17 protein-coding genes and 2 pseudogenes are annotated in these 21,362 nt (G+C 68.4%); 10 read left to right on the forward strand and 9 right to left on the reverse strand.

The annotated features are described in order from the left end of the window. The first annotated feature begins 81 nt into the window (after window positions 1-81). A complete protein-coding gene (locus K2X73_RS04470) occupies window positions 82-1,173 on the forward strand; it encodes an alkene reductase (RefSeq protein WP_294108906.1) in 1,092 nt (363 codons plus the stop codon). Between the two features lie 140 nt (window positions 1,174-1,313). Here the strand turns inward: K2X73_RS04470 and K2X73_RS04475 are convergent, their stop codons facing one another. Further along, complete coding sequence (locus K2X73_RS04475; RefSeq protein WP_294108907.1) at window positions 1,314-2,687, reverse strand: cytochrome P450; 1,374 nt, start codon at window positions 2,685-2,687, stop codon at window positions 1,314-1,316. Between the two features lie 288 nt (window positions 2,688-2,975). Between K2X73_RS04475 and K2X73_RS04480 the strand changes: the two genes are divergently transcribed. The 3 genes from K2X73_RS04480 to K2X73_RS04490 are packed head-to-tail and all read left to right on the forward strand — an operon-like array spanning window position 2,976 to window position 7,205. Then, window positions 2,976-4,391 (forward strand): amidohydrolase, encoded by a 1,416-nt coding sequence (locus K2X73_RS04480; protein ID WP_294108998.1) that lies wholly within the window; start codon window positions 2,976-2,978, stop codon window positions 4,389-4,391. Continuing rightward, window positions 4,388-5,704, forward strand: coding sequence for an amidohydrolase family protein (locus K2X73_RS04485; protein ID WP_294108908.1), 1,317 nt, complete (start codon window positions 4,388-4,390; stop codon window positions 5,702-5,704). The genes K2X73_RS04480 and K2X73_RS04485 overlap by 4 nt, the downstream gene beginning before the upstream one ends. A gap of 34 nt (window positions 5,705-5,738) precedes the next feature. Further along, complete coding sequence (locus K2X73_RS04490; protein WP_294108909.1) at window positions 5,739-7,205, forward strand: S41 family peptidase; 1,467 nt, start codon at window positions 5,739-5,741, stop codon at window positions 7,203-7,205. Window positions 7,206-7,223: 18 nt separating this feature from the next. Here the strand turns inward: K2X73_RS04490 and K2X73_RS04495 are convergent, their stop codons facing one another. Together K2X73_RS04495 and K2X73_RS04500 are read right to left on the reverse strand one after the other, a co-directional pair. After that, a complete protein-coding gene (locus K2X73_RS04495) occupies window positions 7,224-7,730 on the reverse strand; it encodes a CHAP domain-containing protein (protein ID WP_294108910.1) in 507 nt (168 codons plus the stop codon). A gap of 143 nt (window positions 7,731-7,873) precedes the next feature. After that, window positions 7,874-9,373 (reverse strand): M20/M25/M40 family metallo-hydrolase, encoded by a 1,500-nt coding sequence (locus tag K2X73_RS04500; RefSeq protein WP_294108911.1) that lies wholly within the window; start codon window positions 9,371-9,373, stop codon window positions 7,874-7,876. A gap of 165 nt (window positions 9,374-9,538) precedes the next feature. Here K2X73_RS04500 and K2X73_RS04505 point away from each other — a divergent pair. Beyond that, window positions 9,539-9,832: pseudogene (locus tag K2X73_RS04505) on the forward strand (GIY-YIG nuclease family protein). 306 nt (window positions 9,833-10,138) lie between these two features. Next, a pseudogene (locus K2X73_RS04510) lies at window positions 10,139-11,377 on the forward strand (DEAD/DEAH box helicase); the annotation flags it as partial. 567 nt (window positions 11,378-11,944) lie between these two features. Here K2X73_RS04510 and K2X73_RS04515 read toward each other — a convergent pair. Next, on the reverse strand, window positions 11,945-12,610 hold the full coding sequence (locus K2X73_RS04515; RefSeq protein ID WP_294108912.1) for a nitroreductase: 666 nt from the start codon (window positions 12,608-12,610) through the stop codon (window positions 11,945-11,947). Between the two features lie 97 nt (window positions 12,611-12,707). On the opposite strand from K2X73_RS04515, the gene K2X73_RS04520 reads away from it, so the two are divergent. The 4 genes from K2X73_RS04520 to K2X73_RS04535 all read left to right on the forward strand — a co-directional run bounded on the left by K2X73_RS04520 (window position 12,708) and on the right by K2X73_RS04535 (window position 15,939). Then, complete coding sequence (locus K2X73_RS04520; protein WP_294108913.1) at window positions 12,708-13,880, forward strand: acetyl-CoA C-acetyltransferase; 1,173 nt, start codon at window positions 12,708-12,710, stop codon at window positions 13,878-13,880. A 269-nt stretch (window positions 13,881-14,149) separates the two neighbouring features. Further along, window positions 14,150-14,932 carry an SDR family NAD(P)-dependent oxidoreductase gene (locus K2X73_RS04525; protein ID WP_294108914.1) on the forward strand — a complete coding sequence of 261 codons (783 nt, stop codon included), beginning with the start codon at window positions 14,150-14,152 and terminating at the stop codon, window positions 14,930-14,932. 60 nt (window positions 14,933-14,992) lie between these two features. Further along, the gene (locus tag K2X73_RS04530) at window positions 14,993-15,502 is read left to right on the forward strand and encodes a DUF1993 domain-containing protein (protein ID WP_294108915.1); all 510 of its coding nucleotides are present in this window, start codon (window positions 14,993-14,995) and stop codon (window positions 15,500-15,502) included. 2 nt (window positions 15,503-15,504) lie between these two features. Continuing rightward, the gene (locus K2X73_RS04535) at window positions 15,505-15,939 is read left to right on the forward strand and encodes an acyl-CoA thioesterase (protein WP_294108916.1); all 435 of its coding nucleotides are present in this window, start codon (window positions 15,505-15,507) and stop codon (window positions 15,937-15,939) included. 182 nt (window positions 15,940-16,121) lie between these two features. Here K2X73_RS04535 and K2X73_RS04540 read toward each other — a convergent pair whose 3' ends face one another. The 5 genes from K2X73_RS04540 to K2X73_RS04560 all read right to left on the reverse strand — a co-directional run bounded on the left by K2X73_RS04540 (window position 16,122) and on the right by K2X73_RS04560 (window position 21,106). Next, window positions 16,122-16,907, reverse strand: coding sequence for a crotonase/enoyl-CoA hydratase family protein (locus tag K2X73_RS04540; protein WP_294108917.1), 786 nt, complete (start codon window positions 16,905-16,907; stop codon window positions 16,122-16,124). A gap of 96 nt (window positions 16,908-17,003) precedes the next feature. Then, window positions 17,004-18,542, reverse strand: a complete 1,539-nt coding sequence (locus K2X73_RS04545; protein WP_294108918.1) for an acyl-CoA synthetase — start codon at window positions 18,540-18,542, stop codon at window positions 17,004-17,006. Between the two features lie 26 nt (window positions 18,543-18,568). Then, a complete protein-coding gene (locus K2X73_RS04550; RefSeq protein WP_294108919.1) occupies window positions 18,569-19,204 on the reverse strand; it encodes a winged helix-turn-helix domain-containing protein in 636 nt (211 codons plus the stop codon). Between the two features lie 106 nt (window positions 19,205-19,310). Next, window positions 19,311-20,180 carry a transposase gene (locus K2X73_RS04555; RefSeq protein WP_294108920.1) on the reverse strand — a complete coding sequence of 290 codons (870 nt, stop codon included), beginning with the start codon at window positions 20,178-20,180 and terminating at the stop codon, window positions 19,311-19,313. Then, a complete protein-coding gene (locus tag K2X73_RS04560) occupies window positions 20,171-21,106 on the reverse strand; it encodes a hypothetical protein (RefSeq protein WP_294108921.1) in 936 nt (311 codons plus the stop codon). The genes K2X73_RS04555 and K2X73_RS04560 overlap by 10 nt, the downstream gene beginning before the upstream one ends. Between the last annotated feature and the right edge of the window lie 256 nt (window positions 21,107-21,362).

Here is a 21,362-nt window from a genome sequence, read left to right on the forward strand (position 1 = left end):
ATGCGTTCGGGCGCTTAGCGCGCTATGTGCGCGCTGTCGCCCCTATGCGGGCGCTTGTGGTGCAGCGCAGAGGAGAAGCCCTTGCCCAACCTGTTCGATCCCATCCAGCTTGGCGCGATCCACGCCCCCAACCGGGTGCTGATGGCGCCGCTCACCCGCGGCCGCGCGAGCCAGAACCATGTGCCCCAGCCGATCATGGCCGAATATTATGCCCAGCGCGCGAGCGCCGGGCTGATCATCAGCGAGGCGACCGGCATCAGCCAGCAGGGCCTTGGCTGGCCGTTCGCGCCGGGGCTGTGGAGCGATGAACAGGCCGCCGCGTGGCAGCCGGTGACGGCGGCGGTCCACAAGGCCGGCGGGCGGATCGTCGCGCAGCTGTGGCATATGGGGCGCGTCGTGCATTCCAGCTTCAACGGCGGCGCCGCGCCCGTCTCCGCCTCGCCGACGCGTGCGCCGGGCCGGGCGCATACCTATGCTGGCCGCCTCGATTATGACGTCGCCCGCCCGCTCGAACTCGACGAGATTCCGGGCTTGCTCGGCGATTATGCCCGCGCCGCGCGCAACGCGATCGCCGCCGGGTTCGACGGGGTGCAGATCCACGCCGCCAATGGCTATCTGATCGATCAGTTCCTGCGCGATGGCACCAACCACCGCGCCGATGCCTATGGCGGCGCGCCCGAAAACCGCATCCGCCTGCTGCGCGAGGTGACCGAGACGGTCGCCCGCGAAATCGGCGCGGATCGTACCGGGGTCCGCTTGTCGCCCAACGGCGATTCGCAAGGCTGCGACGATAGCGACGCGGCGAGCGTGTTCGTCCCCGCCGCCGCCGCGCTCGACGCGATCGGCATCGCCTTCCTCGAACTGCGCGAGCCGGGGCCGGACGGCACCTTCGGCCGTACCGAGGTGCCCAAGCAATCGCCCGCGATCCGCGCGGTGTTCCGCCAGCCGCTGGTGCTCAATTCCGATTATGTGAGCGCGGCGCAGGCGCAGGCGGCGATCGATTCGGGGGTGGCGGACGCGGTCAGCTTTGGCCGCACCTTCCTGGCGAACCCCGATCTACCCGAGCGACTGCGCCTTGGCGCTCCGCTCAACGCCGATGTGATGGCGACCTGGTACAGCCAGGGGCCGGAAGGCTATGTCGATTACCCGGCGCTGGAGACGGCTTCGGCCTGAGGTCTTTGGCCAGGAAAAAACAGCCGTCGCCCCGGGCTTGACCCGGGGTTCCGCTTCTTCGCCCGGCGCGAGGCAGTGGTACCCCGGCTCGGGGGCCGGGGTGACGGTGCCACCGGATATTGCGGTAGCTTGATCGAGGCCTAGCCGATCGGCACGAACCGCACCGGCAGGCCGTCCTTCGGCCGGGGGATCGGCCATGCCTGCCAGTCATGCCCGGCATCCTCGGGCACTTCGATCCGGTAGCGGCGGAGCAATTGCGTCATCAGGATGCGGATCTGCATTTCGGCGAAGTGCAGGCCCAGGCACATATGCGCCCCGCCGCCGAACGGCACCCAGGCGAAGCGATGGCGCGCGCGGACCTTTTCGGGTTCGAAGCGCAGCGGATCGAAGACGTGGGGATCGGGCCAGATTTCAGGCATATGATGCGTGAAGGCGACCGAGACGCCCACCTGGGTGCCGGCGGGAATGCGATAGCCGCCGAACTCGAAATCCTTCAGCGCGCGCCGGGGGATGGAGGGCACCGGCGGCATCCAGCGCAGCGCTTCCTTGAAGGCGTAATCGGTGAGCGTCAGCCGATCGAGCTGGCCGTAAGCCAGCCCTTCGTCGTCATTCAGCCCCAGCGCCATGATCTCGTCGCGCAGCCGCTCCTGCCAGGCGCCGTGGCGCCCCAGCAGCAGCACCAGCGAGGTGGCGGACGAGGTGATCGTGTCGTGCGCCGCCATCATCAGGAAATTCATGTGATCGGCGATGGCGTCGTCGCTCAACGGGCGGCCCTGCTCGTCGGTCGCGCGGCAGAAGTGCGAGAAGAAATCCTGGCCGTCGCCGTCGCGCCGGCGGGGGATTTCGCGCTTGAACAGGTCGATCAGGTAGCGCCGCCCCGCCACCCCCCGCGCCATCGGCGTGCCGGGCACGGGGTAGCGGATCGGCGCGACGCTTGCCTGCACCTCGTCGACAAAAGCCTGATTGACCCGCTTCGCCTCCGGCCCGAGCTCCATGCCGAGGAAGCTTTCCGCCGCCAGATCGAGCGTCAGCGCCTTGATCGCGTCGTAAAAGCGCATCGGCCGGTTGGCCCAGCCGCGCACCTCACGCGCGATGCCACGGTTCAGCTGCTCGGCATAATGGCGCATCGGTTCGGGCTTGAACGCGACCGAGAGCGTGCGGCGATCGGCGCGGTGCTTCTCGAAGTCCATCAGCATCAGCCCGCGCGGGAAGAGCAGATTGAGCAGCGGTCCCCAGCCCTGTTCGGACGAGAAGATCTTGTCGCGATCGAACAGCACCAGCTCGTTCGCCTCGGGACCGATCAAATTGAGCATCGTGTCGCCGAAGGCGCGGTTGCGGTAGATCGGGCCGTAGCGATCGAACATCCGCCGCCCGAAGGCACGGGGGTCCTTGAGCATCCGGAAGGTGTTGCCGACGATCGGCGGACCATCCTCGCCCGGGATATGCGCAAGCGTTTTCGAGGAGGCGCGCGGCAGCCAGTGCCGATTGGCGGCGTGGGTATGGGCAAAAGCCATCAGCATCTCTCCGTTACTTACATCGCTATAAGTAGGGCGGGGTTGGGGCTCAAGGTCGGTTTGCGGAAGAACCACCCTCACCCAACCCTCTCCCGCCAGCGGGAGAGGGCTTTTCGTTATTAGGGTCCATAGCCCTCTCCCGCTGGCGGGAGAGGGTTGGGTGAGGGCCTTCTTTTCCCCTCCTCCCGAAGCTGAACGTTACGCTCCCGACCGTCCACCGCTCTTGACACCATCGCGGCGACCCGAAAGAAACATGCGATCAAACTGCGAAGGGGGCTGTCGATGGGCATGCGGATCGGGCTGGCGAGCGGGCTGGCCATCGCCTTGGGCCTCGCCGGATGCGCGACCAGCGACGCCAAGCCGCAATCGAGCGCCAACGCCGCCCCGCCCAAGCAGCCGGGCAAGACCTATAATCACGATCCCTACCCCTCCACCTACAAGCCCTATCCCGGCGTCCCGACGCTCGTCACCAACGTCACCATTTTCGATGGCGAGGGCGGCAAGATCGATCGCGGGCAAATCCTGTTCGCCGATGGCAAGATCGTCGCGATCGGTGCGAGCGTTCAGGCCCCCGCCGGCGCGACGGTGATCGACGGCGCGGGCAAGGTGGTGACGCCCGGCATCATCGACATCCACAGCCATCTGGGGGACTATCCCTCGCCGGGGGTGCAGGCCAATTCGGACGGCAACGAGGCGACCGGCCCGGTCACCGCCGATGTGTGGGCCGAACACAGCGTGTGGCCGCAAGACCCGGGCTTCAGCCGCGCGCTCGCCAATGGCGGCGTCACGACGCTGCAGGTGCTGCCGGGCTCCGCCAACCTGTTCGGCGGGCGATCGGTGGTGCTGAAGAACGTCTATGCCCGCACCGTGCAGGGCATGAAGTTCCCCGGCGCCCCCTATGGCCTGAAGATGGCGTGCGGCGAGAACCCGAAGCGCGTCTATGGCAGCAAGGGCCGCCAGCCTTCGACCCGGATGGGCAATATCGCGGTCGATCGCGCGACCTGGGCGCGCGCGGCCGAGTATAAGCGCCGCTGGGACAAATATGAAAAGGATGGCGGCGATCCCCCGTCGCGCGACATCGCGATGGACACGCTGCGCGGCGTGCTCGCCGGCGAAATCCTGGTGCAGAACCACTGCTACCGCGCCGATGAAATGGGCATCGTGCTCGATATGGCGAAGGAGTTCGGCTACCACGTCTCCGCGTTCCACCACGGGGTGGAGGCGTACAAGATCGCCGATCTGCTGAAGGCGAACGACACTTGCGCGGCGGTGTGGGCCGATTGGTGGGGCTTCAAGATGGAGTCCTATGACGCGATCAGCGAGAATCTGCCGATCCTGCAGAACAGCGGCGCCTGCGCGATGATCCATTCGGACGACGCGAACGGCATCCAGCGCCTTAACCAGGAAGTCGCCAAGGCGCTCGCGGCGGGGCGGCGCGCGGGGTTCACGATCAGCGACGCGACCGCCTGGACCTGGCTCACCTATAACCCCGCCAAGGCATTGGGCATCGCCGACAAGACCGGGAGCCTCAAGCCCGGCAAGATGGCCGATGTGGTGCTGTGGAACGGCAATCCGTTCAGCGTCTATGCCCGCCCCGAAAAGGTGTGGATCGACGGCGCCTTGCTCTACGACATGAACAATCCAAGGCTGCGGCCCGTGTCCGATTTCGAGCTTGGCCAACCCGGTTCGGGAGACGTGAAATGATCCGCTGGCTGATCGGCACCGCGGCGCTCGCGCCCGCCACCCTCGTTCTCGCCACCCCTTGCGCCGCGCAGAGCGTCGCGATCACCAACGCCAAGCTGGTGGTGGGTGACGGCTCGGCCCCGGTCGACGGGGCGACCGTCGTGATCCAGGGCGGCAAGGTCGTCGCCGCCGGCAAGGGTGTCGCCGCGCCAGCGGGGGTGGAGGTGATCGACGCCGGCGGGCGCTATGTGACGCCGGGGATCGTCGCCGGCTTCACGCGCATGGGCATCGTCGAGGTCGATGGCGTCGATGAGACCAACGACGCCGCCGCCGGCAATTCCCCGTTCCACGCGGCGATCGACGTCGCCCCCGCGATCAACCCCAAGACCAGCGCGATCGCGCTCAACCGCGCCGAGGGGATCACCCGCGCCGTGGTCGCGCCGGCCACGCGCGGCTCGATCTTCGCGGGGCAGGGGGCGATCATTGATCTCGGCGCCGACGAAAATTCGGTGACGGTGCCGCGCGCCTTCCAGTTCCTGGAATATGGCGAAACCGGCGCGCAAGTCGCGGGCGGCAGCCGGCCGGCGGCGATGGTCGCCCTGCGTGACGCGCTGAAGGCCGCGCGCGCCTATGCGAAGGCGCCGGGCGCCTATCTCGATCAGGGGCGCGACGTGCTCGTCAACCGCGCCGACGCCGCCGCGCTCGAGCCGGTGGTGAACGGCCGCGTGCCGCTCCTCGTCCATGTCGAACGCGCGTCGGACATGCGTGCGCTGATCGCGCTCAAGGCCGATTATCCCGCGCTGCGGCTGGTGTTCGTCGGCGCGAGCGAGGGCTGGGTGGTCGCGCGCGAACTCGCCGCCGCCAAGATTCCGGTACTCGCCTCCGCGCTCAACGATCTGCCCGAAAGCTTCGAGATGCTCGCCGCCACGCAGAGCAATGTCGGGCGGATGAAGGCGGCGGGCGTGCAGGTCGGGCTCGGCATCATCAACGATAACGATGCCCGCCAGGCGCGGTACGAAAAGCAATATGCTGGCAATCTGGTCGCGCTCACCAAGGTGCCGGGCGCCAGCGGGCTGAGCTGGGACGCGGCCTTCGCCAGCATCACCGGCGGCGCGGCCGAGGCGATCGGGCTGGGCGGCGAGCTGGGCACGTTGAAGCCCGGGCGGCGCGGCGATGTGGTGATCTGGTCGGGCGATCCGCTCGAACTCGATAGCGCGGCCGAAAGCGTGTTCATCGACGGCGTCAAGCAACCGCTTGGCACCCGCCAGGCGGAACTGCTGAAACGCTATCGCCAGCCGCAAGAAGGGGCGCTACCAAAGGCTTACGAGCGCTGAGGGGAGTCGGTCGCTCGGGTAGGAGCGGCAAGTAATGCGGTTTGGCGGGAAAGTAACGGCGGCGCTCGTCGCGCTGTCGCTTGTTTCGGGGTGCGGTTCGGATAGCGGTGGGAGCGGGGGCAGCACCACGACCACCACGACCACCGGCACCACCACCGGCGGCACGACGACGACCACGACCACCGGCTGCACCGTGCGCGAGCGCCAGGATTGGGTGCTCGCCCAGCTGCGCGAATGGTATCTGTTCCCGGAAACATTGCCCGCCAGCCCCAATCCGGCGGCGTTCAGCAATGTCAGCGATTTCCTCGATTCCCTCACCGCCACCGCGCGAAGCCAGCGGCGCGACCGCTTCTTCACCTACATCACCTCGATCGCGCAGGAGAATGCGCTGATCAATTCGGGCGCCAGCGCGGGCTTCGGCTTCCGCCTGACGCTCGATGCCGCCAACCGGCTGCTCGTCGCCGAATCGTTCGAGGGCGCGCCCGCGCTCACCGCCGGCATCGATCGCGGCGCCGAGATCGTCGGCATCGGCACCTCGACCTCGACCGTGCAGACCGTGTCGAGCCTGATCGCGGCGGGCGGCACCCAGGCGCTGAACGATGCGCTCGGCCCCAACACCGCCGGCACGCTCCGGGTGCTGCGGGTGCGCGACGCGAGCGGCCAGCGCGATATCGCGGTGACCAAGAGCGACTTCAGCCTGATTCCGGTCTCGCCGCGTTATGGCGGGCTGATCCTGAACAATAACGGCCAGCAATATGGCTATCTCAACCTGCGCACGTTCATCGTCAGCACCGCCAGCCAGCAGTTGCGCGACGCGATCGCCCGTTTTCGGGCGGCCGGCATCACCAACGTGATCGTCGATCTGCGCTACAATGGCGGGGGGCTGGTGAGCGTTGGCGAGCTGCTGGGCGACTTGCTCGGGGGGAACCGCTCGACCTCCGATGTGCAGGGCTACACCGTGTTCCGCCCCGAAAAAGCGTCAAACAACACCCAGCGCAATTTCCAGCCGCAGCCCGAATCGGTGTCGCCAACGCGGCTCGCCTTCATCACCACCGGCAGCACCGCCTCGGCGAGCGAAGAGGTGATCAACGCGATGATCCCTTACTTCGGCAATCGCCTGGCGCTGGTGGGGAGCAACACCTTCGGCAAGCCGGTCGGGCAGATCGCGCTCGATCGCGCGGCGTGTGACGATCGGTTGCGGGTGGTCGCCTTCCAATCGCAGAACTCGGCGCGCTCGGGCGATTATTATGACGGGCTGGCGAGCAAGGTGGCGGTCAGCTGCCAGGCGCGCGACGATCTGAGCACGCCACTCGGCAATCCGCTGGAAGCTTCGATCCTGGCCGCGATCGGCACGTTCAATGGGCAAAGCTGCACCGCGATCACCGCGAGCGCCGGCACCGCGACGCCGCAATCGGCGAGCGCGACGCTGTTCCCCGAGAACCAGCTGCTCCAACCCGACCAGCCGAGCCCCGCGCAGCGGGAGGTGCCGGGGCTTTACTGAGCCCCGGCTCCGCGCGGTTCACAGGAGATCATAATACCAGCCGATCACCGATTTTTCGTGCGCGCGCCACGGCGTGGGCGGTGTCTCCTGCACGGCGTCGCCCTGTGCCGAATTACCAACCGAGCAATGCACGACCGCGTCCACGCCGGCGATGCCCGCAGCGCCGTTGGTTTGCGTAACGATCCCGATATGGCCTTGGCGAAGCCGGTTCTGGGTATCGCGATAATCGGGATAGACCAGGATCGCGCCGGGGCGCGGCGCGGTCAGCTGATCGAAATAGCCAACTGACTTGATCACGTCCTGATACACGGCGGTGGTTTCGAACCAGCCGCCATTCACTTGCTTGTAAAGCGGATGATCGACCTTGCGCGAAATCTTCAGGCACCATGAGATAAATCCGGAGCAATCGGTCGCCGCGCTTTCCGGCCATTCGCCGCGACGATCGGGGACGACGCCAGGCGATTTATAGACCGTTTTCTTGCCAGTCGCCGACAAAGCGCGTGTCACTAGATATTCAGCGTCCATCGCTGCCTCCACCAATATAGATGGTCCAATATCCTTGGGACGCGATGATTATAGCGCAAATCGGGATGAATTGCAGGCGCGTAAAGCGCCCGCGATAACTCCGCTCGCCAAAAAGGTGCCGATGTACAACTAGCCGGCGGGCATCACCCCATCGCCGCGATCTGCGCGAAGAAGTCGATGAAGCCCAGGGTCGCGCCGTCGAAGCCGAGCACCTTGGGGTTGCTGCTGTCGATCAGCAGATATTCGTCGGGCGCGTGGGCGCCATTGCCGTGCCCGAACCCGAACTGCCCCGCCGCGAGCGAAATCGGCGCCGAGGTGAAGACATAGCCCGGCCACGATCCCGCCAGCCGGGGATAAACCGAGGTCTTCACCCCGGCGCGCGCGTAAGTCGCGAGTTCGGCCTTGATCAGCGGCGAATTCTCGTCGGTTTCCGTCGGGTCGTAACCGCCGGTCACCTTCACCTCGATGTCGCCGAAACCGTGCTTCGCCAGATGCGCCTTCAACTTGGCCACGCAATCGTCGTGCGTCTGGTTCGGCACCAGCCGGAAATCGAGCTTGGCGACCGCGCGGCTCGGCAGGATGGTCTTGCCGCCGGGGCCGGTATAGCCCGCGACCAGCCCCTCGATGTTCACCGTCGGCTGCGCGGCGAGGCGTTCGAGCGTCTCGCGCAACGGCGCATCGCCGATGAAGTGCTGCACCCCCATTTGCCGTTTCATCACCGCCTCGTCGCGCTTGGCGGCACTGTCGGCGATCAGCGCCTTTTCGCGCGGGGTGAGCGGGCGGACGCGATCGAACCAGCCGTCGATCACCGGCATGTTGCCATCGGCGGTGACGAGCGTCTGGAGCGCTTCGACCAGATGCCAGGCGGGGCTGTCGACCACCGCCTTCATCGAGGAGTGGAGATCCTTGGCCGGCCCGCGCCCCCAGCGCTCGCCGGTCGCGATCAGTTCGCACTCGATGATGCCCTTGGCGCCCAGATTGATTTCGGCGGCGCCGTCGCCGGGAGCTTGCCAGGCGCTCGGGATCACCACCCCGACGCTCTTCCTGAGCGCGGCGGCGATGTCGGGCCGGCGGACGATCTGCGGGAAGTGCGGCGAGCCGATCTCCTCCTCGCCCTCGCACACCAGCACCAGGTTGACCGGCGGCTTGCGCCCAGCGGCTTTGTAAGCGGCGAGCGCGGCGAGCACGACCGACTCCGGCCCTTTCTGGTTCACCGCCCCGCGCCCGATCAGCACCTTGCCCAAGCCAGCGCGCTCGACGATCCGGCCTTCGAGCGGGGGCGCGGACCATTCGGCGGGATCGAACTGCTTCACATCATACATGAAATACAGGCCGAGCGTTTTCTTGGCGCCGTTGTCCATCGTCGCGAACACGCCGGGCACGCCATCGGTCGGCACGATCTCGACCTTCTGGAAGCCCGCCTCGCGCGCCAGCTCGGCCATGTAAGCGGCGCCTTCCTTCACGTTGCGCCCTTCGGCGGCGATGGTGGGGAGGGCGATCCAGTCGCGCAGGCGCTTGATCGCCGCGTCATGGCCGGCGGCGACCGCCTTGGCGAGCGCCTCGTCCTGCGCGGCGAGCGCCGCGCCCGGCACCGCGAAGGTCGCGCCGAGCGCCGCCAGTTTGAGCATTTCGCGCCGATCCATAGCCTGTCTCCCCGTTTGTTTGGCGTCGATCATGCCCGGTTGGCGCGGGGAGGCAAGGGGGCGTGGAACCACGGCTTCAGGGCGGGATGACGGAGAACAGCACACATCTCCTGATCGTCACCCCGGGGCTTGACCCGGGGTCTCGCTTACCCTTCCATCTCGCCGATGGAGGAGCAAGGCGGCTGGGTTTATATCATGGCTGATCGCTACCGGGGCACCATGTATGTCGGTGTAACCCCTGATTTGGCCGCGCGTGTTGATCAACATCGGCGCGGGGATGGTTCGGATTTCTGCCGTCGCTACGAGATTGATCGGTTGGTCTAGGCCGACCGGGCGCCGTCGATCGTTGACGCCATCGCCCACGAGAAGCGGCTGAAGCGTTGGCGACGCGGGTGGAAGTTCGCGTTGATCGAGCGAGCCAACCCTGCGTGGCAGGATCTGTTTGAGCTTTTGGCGTAGGAAAGCGGGACCCCGGCTCAAGGCCGGGGTGACGGCCAAGGGGTCACTCAATCACTCGTCCCGACTGAGTGACCCGGACCCAGCGGCCATTGGCGGGTGGCGCCGGGGCCTCGCATTGACTTCCGCACCCCCGCCCCCTATCTGCGCCGGCGTCGCGGGCTTTTTGCTGCGCTGCGTGATCGGGCGGATAAGCCGCCCCGGCGCGCCTGCCGACACTTTATGCTTCCCAAATCACGCGGGGGGTTCACCCCGTCGCCGCGCCCGGCATCCGGGCGCGTTGGCGCTTGTTTTTTGAGGAAGTTTTCAATGTCTTTCGCAACCCTCGGCCTCGCCGAGCCGCTCGTGCGCGCGCTCGCGGCGAAGAATTATGCCGAGCCCACCCCCATCCAGGCGCAGTCGATCCCGGCGCTGCTCGAAGGTCGCGATCTGCTCGGCATCGCGCAGACCGGCACCGGCAAGACCGCCGCGTTCATGCTGCCCTCGATCCAGCGCCTGGTCGAAGCCAAGGGCGTACGCCGCCCGCGCAGCTGCCGGATGCTGGTGCTTGCCCCCACCCGCGAGCTCGCCGGCCAGATCGCGCAGAGCGCGCGCGATTATGCGCGCTTCTCCAAGCTTTCGATCCAAACGGTGTTCGGCGGCACCTCGATTGGGCGCGACCGGGCGAACATGGCGCCGGGCGTCGACATTCTGGTCGCCACCCCGGGCCGCTTGCTCGATCTGGTCGATCAGGCGGCGATCAACCTCGGTAACATCGAGATTCTAGTGCTCGATGAGGCCGACCAGATGCTCGATCTGGGCTTCATCCATGCGCTGCGCCGCATCGTTCAGCTCGTGCCGCGCGACCGCCAGACCCTGTTCTTCTCGGCGACCATGCCCAAGTCGATCCGCGAGCTGGCCGATAAGTTCCTGAGCGATCCGGCGACGGTTTCGGTGACCCCGGTCGCGACCACGGCGGAGCGCGTCGAGCAGGAAGTGATTTTCGTCCAGCAGGCGGAGAAGCAGGCGCTGCTCACCATCGTGTTGCGCGATCCGCAAGTGGAGCGCGCGATCGTCTTCACCCGTACCAAGCATGGCGCCGATCGCGTCGTGAAGCTGCTGGCGGCGAACGGCGTCGCCTCGAACGCGATCCACGGCAACAAGAGCCAGGCGCAGCGCGAGCGGGCGCTCGGCGATTTCAAGTCGGGCCGGGTGAAGGTGCTGATCGCGACCGACATCGCCGCGCGGGGCATCGACATTTCAGGGATCTCGCACGTCGTCAATTTCGAGCTGCCGAACGTCGCTGAACAATATGTCCACCGCATCGGCCGCACCGCGCGCGCCGGGGCGAGCGGGCTCGCGGTGAGCTTCTGCGCCGAGGACGAGCGCAGCTATCTGCGCGACATCGAGAAGCTGACCCGCCAGCGCGTGCCGGTGCGGCCGCTGCCCGAGAATTTCATCGCCGAATCCAATGCCTTGAAGGCGGAGCGCGCCAAGGTGATCGGCAAGGAGCCGATCCGCGAGGATCGTCCGCGCCGCGAAGGTCCGCGCCCGCCGCGCGCGACGCATCAGGCGCGCCCGACGCATGGACGTCCGGCCCAGGGCGGGCGCGGTCGGCCCGGTTTCGGGGACGAGGCCCGTGGCGGCGAGGTGCGCGCGCCGATGCGCCCCCGGCCCGAGCCGCGCTTCGACGATCGCGCCCCCGCCGGCGCGCGTCCCGACTATCGCGGTGACGATCGCAGCCCCGCCCGTGCCCGCCCGGACCATCGGGGGGACGACCGCGGCCCCGCCCGTGCCCGCCCCGAACATCGCGGGGATGATCGCGGCCCCGCCCGGGCACGCCCGGACTATCGCGCCGACGATCGCGGCCCGGCGCGTCCGCGTCCCGAGCATCGCGGCGACGATCGCGGCCCCGCCCGCCCGCGCGGCGAGCAACGCTTCGAGGGGCCGCGCGGCCGTCCGCACGGCGCCGGCGCGCCCGGTGGCGATCGCAACCGCCCGCAGCCCGGTGGCGGCCGCCCCGGCGGTCGCGGCCCGCGCCGCCCGGCACGTGCCGAGGCGCGCGGCTAAGCCATAGCATCCTGATCAAGAAGTTTGGGGCCCTGGCGCAAGCTGGGGCCTCATGCTTTTGGACCCCTAGACCATCACCCGCAGCCATTCGGCGCCATCGGCGCGGGCGGTCCGCAGCGCGTTGGCGGGAGCGTCGGGGTCTTCATAGCCGATTGCCATCCCGCAAAAGAGCATCCGCCCGGCCGGCATCCCCAGGAAGCCGCCCACCGTTTCTGGGTACAGCGCCCAGCATTCCTGCGCGCAGGTGGCGAGCCCGGCTTCGAGCGCGAGCAGCATGAAGCTCTGGAGATACATGCCGAGATCGCTCCACTGCGGCGGCCCCATCGTCCGTTCGACCGAGCAGAATAGCGCCGCCGGCGCGCCGAAGAAGGCGAAGTTGCGGCGAAACTCCGCCGCCCGGGCGTCGCGGTCGCCGCGCCCGATGCCGAGCGCCGCGTACAGCGCGGCCCCGACCTCGAACCGCCGCGCCTTGTGGGGCTCGCCCAGCTCGCGCGGGTAGATGTCATAGGCCGCCGCCTCCAGCGCGCCGCTCGCCAGCCGCTCGGCCATCAGCGCCTTCAGCCGGTCGAGCGGCGCGCCGGTCAGCAGGTCGATATGCCAGGGCTGGAGATTGCCGCCCGAGGGCGCCCGCGCGGCGGCGCGCGCCAGCCGGTCGAGCAGCGCCGGATCGACCGGCCGATCGAGAAAGCCCCGCACCGATCGCCGCGCCGCCACCGCTTCCGAAACGCGCATCCGTCCCTCCTTTTCGAGCCCCCGGTATGGCGCGAGCCTTGCCGATCGCGGCGCTTTGGGCAATGGTGCGCGCCAATCAGCTTAAGGAGAGGATGCGATGGCGGAAGCCTATATCGTGGACGCGGTACGCACCGCGGGCGGCAAGCGCGGCGGCAAGCTGGCGGGCTGGCACCCGGTCGACATGGCGGCCGCCGTGCTCGATGCGCTGGTCGAGCGCACCGGCGTCGAGGGCGGCGCGATCGACGATGTGATCATGGGCTGCGTGATGCAGGGCGGCCAGCAGGCGGGGCAGGTGGGGCGCAACGCGGTGCTCGCCGCGCGCAACCTGCCCGATTCGGTGCCGGCGGTGACGATCGACCGCCAATGCGGCTCCTCGCAGCAATCGATGCAGTTCGCGGCGCAAGCGGTGATGTCCGGCACGCAGGACATGGTGATCGCCGCCGGCGTCGAGAGCATGACGCGGGTGCCCATGGGCACCACCGCCACGCTCTTCATGAAGGAAGGGCTCGGCCATTATAAGTCGCCGCGGCTGGAGGAGAAATATCCCGGCATCATGTTCAGCCAGTTCATGGGCGCGGAGATGATGGCCAAGAAGCACGGCTTCACCCGCGATCAGCTCGATGCCTTCGCGCTCGAAAGCCATCGCCGCGCCGCCGCCGCGACCCAGGCGGGCGCGTTCAACGACGAGATCATCGTGCTCGACATCGACACGCCCGAGGGGCCGGAGCGGCACCATGTCGACGAGGGTATCCGCTTCGACGCGACGCCCGAGGGCATCGGCTCGGTGAAACTGCTCCAGGAAGGCGGCACGATCAGCGCCGCGAGCGCGAGCCAGATCTGCGACGGCGCCTCCGCCGCGCTGATCGTGAGCGAGGAGGCGCTGAAGCGCTACAACCTCACCCCGCGCGCGCGGATCGTGAACCTGACGGTGACCGGCGGCGATCCGGTGATCATGCTCGAGGAACCGCTGTTCGCGACCGACAAGGCGCTGGCGCGCGCCGGGCTGAAGATCGACGATATCGACCTCTATGAGGTGAACGAGGCGTTCGCCCCGGTGCCGATGGCGTGGATGAAGCATCACGGCGCCGATCACGCGCGGCTGAACGTGAATGGCGGCGCGATCGCGCTCGGGCATCCCTTGGGTGCGTCGGGCACCAAGCTGATGGCGACCTTGCTCCACGCGCTCCACGCGCGCGGCGGGCGCTATGGCCTGCAGACGATGTGCGAGGGCGGCGGCGTCGCCAATGTGACGATCATCGAACGGGTGTGAGGCGGGACGGCGTAGGGCAGAAGAAGTATTGGGTTCACGCGGAGGCGCGAAGGCGCGGAGTAGAAGAGGTACAGGAGCGGCATCGCCACCATCCGCGCTAAGCGCTTTCAAGCCTGTAATGAAAGCGCCTACGGCGCAGATTATGGGCGTGGTGCCACCGCTCTTGCTTTGCGTCTTCGTGTCTTTGTGTGAGAAAACACTTTCTTCCTCTCCGCGCCTCCGCGTCTCCGCGTGAACCAAAAAAACATCAGCCAAAGGAAACCGAACCAATGAAACTCGACTCAACCATCGCCGCGGTCGTCACCGGCGGCGCCTCCGGCCTTGGCGAAGCGACCGCGCGGACGCTTGCCGCCAAGGGCGTGAAGGTCGCGATCTTCGATCTGCAGGCGGAAAAAGGCGAGAAGGTCGCGGCCGAGATCGGCGGCGTGTTCTGCGAAGTGAATGTGACGAGCGACGAGTCGGTTGACGCCGGCTTCGCCAAGGCCCGCGCCGCGCATGGGCAGGAGCGTATCCTAGTCGCCTGCGCCGGCACCGGCAATGCGGTGAAGACCGCGAGCCGCTCCAAGGAAGATGGCAGCATCAAGCATTTCCCGCTCGAGGCGTTCAACTGGCTGATCCAGATCAACCTGGTGGGCACCTTCCGCTGCGTGGCCAAGTCCGCCGCCGGAATGCTGAGCCTCGATCCCATGGAAGATGGCGAGCGCGGCGCGATCGTGATGACCGCGAGCGTCGCCGCCGAGGATGGCCAGATCGGCCAGGCGGCCTATTCGGCGTCGAAGGGCGGGGTCGTCGGCATGACGCTCCCCATCGCGCGCGATCTGATGAGCGAGGGCGTGCGGGTGAACACGATCCTGCCCGGCATCTTCAACACCCCGCTGATGAACGCCGCGCCCCCGGCGGTGAAGGAAGCGCTTGCCGCCTCGGTGCCTTTCCCCAAGCGGCTCGGCCTGCCGGCGGAATATGCGCATCTCGCGCTGACGATGATCGAGAACAGCTATTTCAACGGCGAGGATGTCCGCCTGGACGGCGCGATCCGCATGGCGCCGCGCTGATCGCAGGCGGGGCGGGGAGCGCCGTGCTGCCCGCCCGTCCCCCTAGCCGTGGAGCTGTTCATGACTTTCGCGCTTTATGATTTTGTCGATCTCTACCGCCGCCAGCTCGACACGCTGGCGCATCTGGTTGAAAAGGCCGCCGCCACCGCCGCCGAGCGCGGCATCGGCGAGACCGAAGTACTCGGCTGGCGGTTGGCCGAGGATATGCACCCGCTGTCCTTCCAGTTCGCGGTCGCGACCAGCTTCGCGCAAGGCTGGCCGGCGCGCGTCGCCGGGCAGACGCCGCCTGAAAGCATCAGCGCCGAGCTCGATCTCGCCGGCTACCGCGCCGCGATCGGCAGCGCCAAGGATCGGCTCGCCGCGCTCACGCCCGAACAGTTCGCGGGGCGGGACGATGCGCCGATCACCTTCAAGATCGGCGACTTCATGGAGCCGACGCTCCCCGCCGCGCGCTGGCTGGCGAATTTCGCGACGACCAACCTCTATTTCCACGTCTCGATGGCCTATGCGATTTTACGCGCGCACGGCGTGGCGCTCGGCAAGCGCGACATGTTCACATCCGGGCTGTAGGCGTGGCACGCCCCCCGGCGTGGCGCCTGGAGCCGGGCGCCTATCCGCATCATGAGGCGATCCAGACGCGGTTTCAGGATCTGGACGTGCTGGGCCATATCAACAATGTGGCCTTCGCCGCGCTGTTCGAAAGCGGGCGGGTGCGGTTCAATCAGGCGGCGGGGCTCGCGCGCTGGCCGGGGCATCGCTGGCTGGTCGCGCAAGTGGTGATCAACTACCTCGCCGAGGGCAATTTCCCGCAGGACGTGACGATTTCGAGCGGGATCGGCACGGTCGGCACGCGCAGCTGGCAGATTCTGTCGGCGGCGTTCCAGGGCGGTGTGTGCATCGGCACCTGTGACGTGGTGCTGGTACTGAGCGCGGCCGACGGGGCGAGCGCTATTCCCGAGGCGTTTCGCGCCGCGCTGGAAGGCTGGCGGGTGCGCGAGGGGGACTGAGTCCTTTTCCGCGCCGGTTTTCGTCTTTCAACGGCTTGCGCTTACCCCCAATACCCCTTCCCCGGCGAAGGCCGGGGCCCAGTCGCGCTGCCGCCCGGATTGCAGGGCCTCACGAGCAGCGGGCGTGATGCTGGGCCCCGGCCTGCGCCGGGGAAGGGAGAGGTGGGTAAAGTCTGCGCCCCTCAGTCCTGAAACACCGGCGTGCGTTTCTCCATGTTCGCGCGCACCGCCTCGATCTGGTTGGGCTGGCGGATCACCTTCAGCTGCAGCTCGCTCTCGGCGACCAGAATCTCGGCATCGCTCGCGTCGGGCACCTGGTTGTAGAGCGCCTTGGCCGCCCGCGTCGCCTCCGGATTGCGCGCGGCGATCGCCCGCGCCAGCTCGTGCGCCGCGTCGAGCGGGTGATCGTGGACATGGCTGACGAAGCCCAGCCGCGCGGCCTCATCGGCATCGAACTCGCGCGCGGTATAGGTCAGCTCGCGGAGGATATCGTCGCGCACCAACGTGCGCCACAGGGTCGGGCCGGCCATGTCGGGGATCAGCCCCCAATGCGCCTCGCGGATGGCGAAGCGGGTGCCCGGCGCGGCGATGCGAACATCCGCGCCCGACATGATCTGAAACCCGCCCCCGAACGCGACGCCGTGGACGGCGGCGATCACCGGCACCGGCAGCGTCCGCCAGCCCCAGGCGACCTGCTGCACCAGATTGGCGCCATTACCATAGGGGCGGTGATGCAGGTCCATCCCCGAGCCGCCCGTCGCCATGCTCGCCATGTCGAGCCCCGCGCAAAAGGCGCGGCCCTCGCCCGCCAGCACGACGCAGCGCACGCCCGCCATCGCCTGCACCTGCGCGATGGCGGCGACGATCGCTTCGAACATCGCGGGATCGAGCGCGTTCATCTTTTCGGGCCGGGACAGCCGGACCTCGGCGACATGATCGGCGAGCGTGACGCGGACGCGGTCTTCCATCGGTGGTTCCTTCAATTGGGTACGCTCTGTTGTGTCGGAGGCGGCGGCGCGGTGCAACGGGGTCTCCGCCGCCAGCCGTGCCCCGCCGGCGCGGGTTCAAACGATCCGGCTTTCCTTGCCCCAATAGCGATCGCGCAGCAGCCGCTTGTAGAGCTTGCCGGTGGGTGCGCGGGGCAGGGCGTCGGTGAAATCGAACTGACGCGGGGTCTTCACCCCGGAAAGTTCTGCGCGGCACCAGCGGGCGAGTTCCTCGGCGAGGGCGGGGCCGGCCTCGGCCATGTCGAGCGGCTGCACCACCGCGACCACCCGCTCGCCCATATCGGGGCAGGGCGCGCCGATCACCGCGACATCGGCGACCTTGGGATGGGTGACGAGCCGGTTCTCGATCTCCTGCGGATAGATGTTCACCCCGCCCGAGATGATCATGAAGCTCTTGCGATCGGTGAGGTAGAGATAGCCTTCCTCGTCCAGCCGGCCGATATCGCCGAGCGTCGTCCAGCCCTTGGGGTGGCGGGCCTCGGCGGTCTTGGCGGGGTCGTTGTGATATTCGAACACGCCGCCACCCTCGAAATAGACGAGGCCCTCGGTCCCCGGCGGCACCTCCTCGCCCGCATCGTCGCAGATGTGGAGCACGCCGTAAGCCGCTTTGCCGACCGAGCCGGGATGGGCGAGCCACTGGGCGGAATCGATCGTCGTCAAGCCATTGCCCTCGGAGCCGGCATAATATTCGTACAGCACCGGCCCCCACCAATCGATCATCGCGCGCTTCACCGGCACCGGGCAGGGCGCGGCGGCATGGATCGCGGTGCGCAGGGACGACAGGTCATAGGCGGTCCGCACCGCCTCCGGCAGCTTGAGCAGGCGGACGAAATGGGTCGGCACCCATTGGCTGTCGGTGACGCCGTAGCGCGCGATCGCGGCGAGCGCGGCCTCGGGCTCGAAATGCCGCATCATCACCACCGTGCCGCCAAGGCGCTGCACCGTCATCGACCAGCGCAGCGGCGCGGCGTGATAGAGCGGGGCGGGGGAGAGATAGATGCTCTCGCCCGACAGTTTGTAGAGCGCCTGGGCGAGCATCATCAGCACATTGGGCGCGGCGAGTTCGGCGACTTCGGGGAGCGCGACGCGCACCCCCTTGGGCCGCCCGGTGGTGCCCGAGCTGTAGAGCATGTCGATGCCGGCGCGTTCATCGGCGATCGGGGTGGCGGGGAGCGGCGCGGTCGCCGCCTCCCACCCGCTCCAGCCGGGCAATTCGCCGTCGAGCAGATAGCGCTGAACGCCCGGCAGAAGCCCGGGCAGCGCCGCCGCCACCTCCCCGAGCGCGGCCGAGGCGACCAGCAGCTTCGCGCCCGAATCGTTCACGATGTAAGCGACCTCGGGGGCGGTGAGCTTCGCCGGCACGCAGACATAGATCAGCCCGGCACGCTGCGCCCCCCACACCAGCTCGTAAAATTCGGCGCGGTTGTCGCAGAAGATCGCGACGGTATCGCCGATCGCCAGCCCCGCCGCGCGGAACAGGTGCGCGGCGCGGTTGGAGCGCGCCTCCAGCTCGGCATAGCTCCAGCTTTCGCCGGTTTCGGCGACGATGAGCGCGGCCTTGTCGGGCGTACGCTGTGCGTGGACGCTGGGGTGCATCCTTCCTCTCCCCTTTTCGGGAAAGGCTAGCCGCTCGCGCGCACCGGTTCAATCTCGGCGGCGAGGCTATAGCCGCGGCCCTTGGTGGTGCGCACCAGCGGCACCGCGAAGCCGCGATCGAGCTTCGCGCGCAACCGGCTGACATGGACTTCGAGCACGTTGGTGCCCGGATCGAAGGTCAATCCGCACACCCGTTCGAGCAGTTGCTGGCGCGACACCGCGACCCCGGGGCAGCGTGCGAGTTCGGTCAGCAGGCGATACTCACGCGGCAGCAGCTCGATGGGATGCCCGGCGCGCCACACCCGGCGCTCGACCGGATCGATCACCAATTCGCCGATCGTCTGGCGGGGCTGGCGGTGGCGCTCGACCAGGGCCGCAAGCTGCGCGGCGATCAGCGCGTCGCTTTGCTCGGCGCCGAACACCGCGTCGGCGCCCGCGTCGAGCGCGGCGATCTGGTCATGCTCGTCGCCCGCGATCAGCAGCGCGCGCGGCGGGCCGGCGCCGAGTGCGGCGAGCACGGCATCGGGATCGTTTCCGGGCGCGACCCAGCCAAGCCTGGCGCCGTCGCCGACGCTTGGCTCGTCGCCAGCCACCAACCCGCGCGCGGCGAGCGCCGCTGCGAGCTTGGGTCGATGAGGCACGGCCAGGAACATCGCGATCATGGTTAACATCCATGGTTAACGTCGCCCCTGGTCTAAGCGGCACCCGGTCGATACGCAGCCGCAACTAGCTCCAAAACGGAGATTATCGGACGAGCGCCACTGGTCGTCAGTCGCCGCCCAGCGCCGCCAGCCGGGCGCGGGCGGTTTCGCCAAGCGCGGGATCGTCGGCGGCGACTTCCCACCAATATTCGGGCGCTTCCGCCGCCAGGGCGGTGATCGCGGCGTGGCGCAACCGGGGGCTTGGATGATGGCGCGCGATCCGCGCGGCGACCTCCGCCCCCTCGCCGAACGGCAGCGCGAGCGCGAGCAGCGCCTCGCTCGGCGCCGCCGTCAAACATTCGGCGATCGTTCCGCGCCCCAGATCGAAGCGATATTGGTCGATCCAGGGCTGGGCGGGATCGAACGCCATCAGGTTGAGCGACACCGACAGCGCCGCCGGCGGCAGCTGGCAATGCACGTCGCGCCGCGCGCGGTAGAGCACCAGCGCGCCGGGGTTCAGCCGCCGCCGCCCGATCGCCACCAGCTGGGCGGGATCGCCGGGCCGCCCGCCCACCGACCAGCCATCATATTCATAATCGTCGCTCTCATAGCCCGGGCCGAAATAGCCATAGCTCAGGAAGCTGAAATTATGGTCGTGCGGCAGGCCGTAGAAGAAGCTCGCCGGCCCGGCCGCGCGCGTCACCGCGTCATCGGCGGCGGGCCAGAAACAGGCGCGCAGCAGGAAGCGGCCGTCGGGCGGGTGGAGCAGCAGCACCTGCGGGCCATAGAGCGGTCGCGCCTCGCCCGTGCGGCGGAGCAGCTCGTCCACCGCCATCGCCGCGAGGAAATCGGGGTTGCGCCACAGCCGCGCGAACAGTGGACCGAGGCTCGCCAGGCCGTCCGCGTCGCGGGCGTCGACCGGGCTGTCGGCGAGCGCCGCGACCAGCGCGTCGAGGCCGATCGGCGCGCCGTCGCCGGGATCAAGCGCTATCGGCACGCGAGCGCGGCCTCGACCTGGGGCAAGGTCGCGCGGGCGGCCGTGCGGACCTCGGCATTGCTGTCATGCGCCAGCGCGCGCAGCCGGGGCAGCGCGGCGCGGGCATCGAGCGCGAGCCATTCGCGCATCGCCGCCCAGCGCAGGAAATAGGCGGGGGCGCGGGTCGCGGTCTCGAAGGCGGGCGCGGCATCCACCCGGCGCGCGGCGCGCAGATAGGCAAGCAGCAGCTGGGCGCGCGACGCGCCATGATCGAGCGCGGCGACGCGCAGCAGCCGGCCGCTCGCCCGGTCGAAATCGCGCGCGAAAGGGGCGGCATCGGCGGCGATCGTGGCGGTGATCATCGCCAACGGCGCCCGCGCGCCCTCGATCGCCTGGGCATGGGTGCGTCCGTCGATCCGCCGCACCAGTCCATCGCGCAAGCGCACCGCGCCCGCCGGCACCAGCGGCGGCGCGCTCGCCGCGCGGAAATCAGGCCCCGCGACTTCGGTCCGCCACAATAGTATCTGGCCCGAGCCGCGCTGATAACGCACCACGCTCATCCGCCCCGGCACTACCAGATGATCGGCCGGCCGCGCGGGCGGCGCGACCACGCTGCCCGTGATGGTGAGCACGGGATGCTCGAAGAGCACCGCGCCGATCCGCCCGCCCTCGCGCTGGACGCGCAAGGGTGGCTCGAACCACGGATCGCGATCGAGCGCGGCGACCATCGGCGCGAGCAGCGCGCGCACCCAGCCGGCATCGTCGAGCAGCAACGTCGCCTGGCGCGCGACCGCCTCGGCGTCGGCCAGGTCGAGCCCGGCAAGCGCCGCCTCGGCGTGACGCACGGCATCGCTTGCGCGGTGCGCCTGCGCGAAGACGAACGAGTGCCGGCGCGCTTCTTCCAGCATGGCGCGATCGGCCAGCGTCGCGCGCAGAATGTCCTGCATCAGCTGGGATCGAGCTCGTAAATCAACATGCCGATTGTGACTGGTCAATAAATACACGAGACAAACCACCCGGGATTCTCGGGCCGATAACGGGACATAACGGGCCAAAAAACGGCGGAAATCCGGGCTTCGCGCGGATGGAGGGACGCGGCGGCGAATTTTTGGCCGATTCCCACTTTTGAACTGGGAATCGGGGGCGATCGGCACCGCGAAAAGCCGCAGATTTCCGTTGGTGGGGCACCGCCGATTCCCAGTT

This window comes from Sphingomonas sp., from assembly GCF_019746665.1.
Lineage (GTDB): Bacteria > Pseudomonadota > Alphaproteobacteria > Sphingomonadales > Sphingomonadaceae > Sphingomonas.

Coding starts and splice junctions, on each gene's coding strand:
- K2X73_RS04520 (WP_294108913.1), top strand. CDS start 12,708: ATGGCGGAAGCCTATATCGTGGACGCGGTACGCACCGCGGGCGGCAAG.
- K2X73_RS04550 (WP_294108919.1), bottom strand. CDS start 19,204: ATGATCGCGATGTTCCTGGCCGTGCCTCATCGACCCAAGCTCGCAGCG.
- K2X73_RS04490 (WP_294108909.1), top strand. CDS start 5,739: ATGCGGTTTGGCGGGAAAGTAACGGCGGCGCTCGTCGCGCTGTCGCTT.
- K2X73_RS04530 (WP_294108915.1), top strand. CDS start 14,993: ATGACTTTCGCGCTTTATGATTTTGTCGATCTCTACCGCCGCCAGCTC.
- K2X73_RS04495 (WP_294108910.1), bottom strand. CDS start 7,730: ATGGACGCTGAATATCTAGTGACACGCGCTTTGTCGGCGACTGGCAAG.
- K2X73_RS04485 (WP_294108908.1), top strand. CDS start 4,388: ATGATCCGCTGGCTGATCGGCACCGCGGCGCTCGCGCCCGCCACCCTC.
- K2X73_RS04560 (WP_294108921.1), bottom strand. CDS start 21,106: ATGCAGGACATTCTGCGCGCGACGCTGGCCGATCGCGCCATGCTGGAA.
- K2X73_RS04525 (WP_294108914.1), top strand. CDS start 14,150: ATGAAACTCGACTCAACCATCGCCGCGGTCGTCACCGGCGGCGCCTCC.
- K2X73_RS04540 (WP_294108917.1), bottom strand. CDS start 16,907: ATGGAAGACCGCGTCCGCGTCACGCTCGCCGATCATGTCGCCGAGGTC.
- K2X73_RS04500 (WP_294108911.1), bottom strand. CDS start 9,373: ATGGATCGGCGCGAAATGCTCAAACTGGCGGCGCTCGGCGCGACCTTC.
- K2X73_RS04545 (WP_294108918.1), bottom strand. CDS start 18,542: ATGCACCCCAGCGTCCACGCACAGCGTACGCCCGACAAGGCCGCGCTC.
- K2X73_RS04480 (WP_294108998.1), top strand. CDS start 2,976: ATGCGGATCGGGCTGGCGAGCGGGCTGGCCATCGCCTTGGGCCTCGCC.
- K2X73_RS04515 (WP_294108912.1), bottom strand. CDS start 12,610: ATGCGCGTTTCGGAAGCGGTGGCGGCGCGGCGATCGGTGCGGGGCTTT.
- K2X73_RS04475 (WP_294108907.1), bottom strand. CDS start 2,687: ATGGCTTTTGCCCATACCCACGCCGCCAATCGGCACTGGCTGCCGCGC.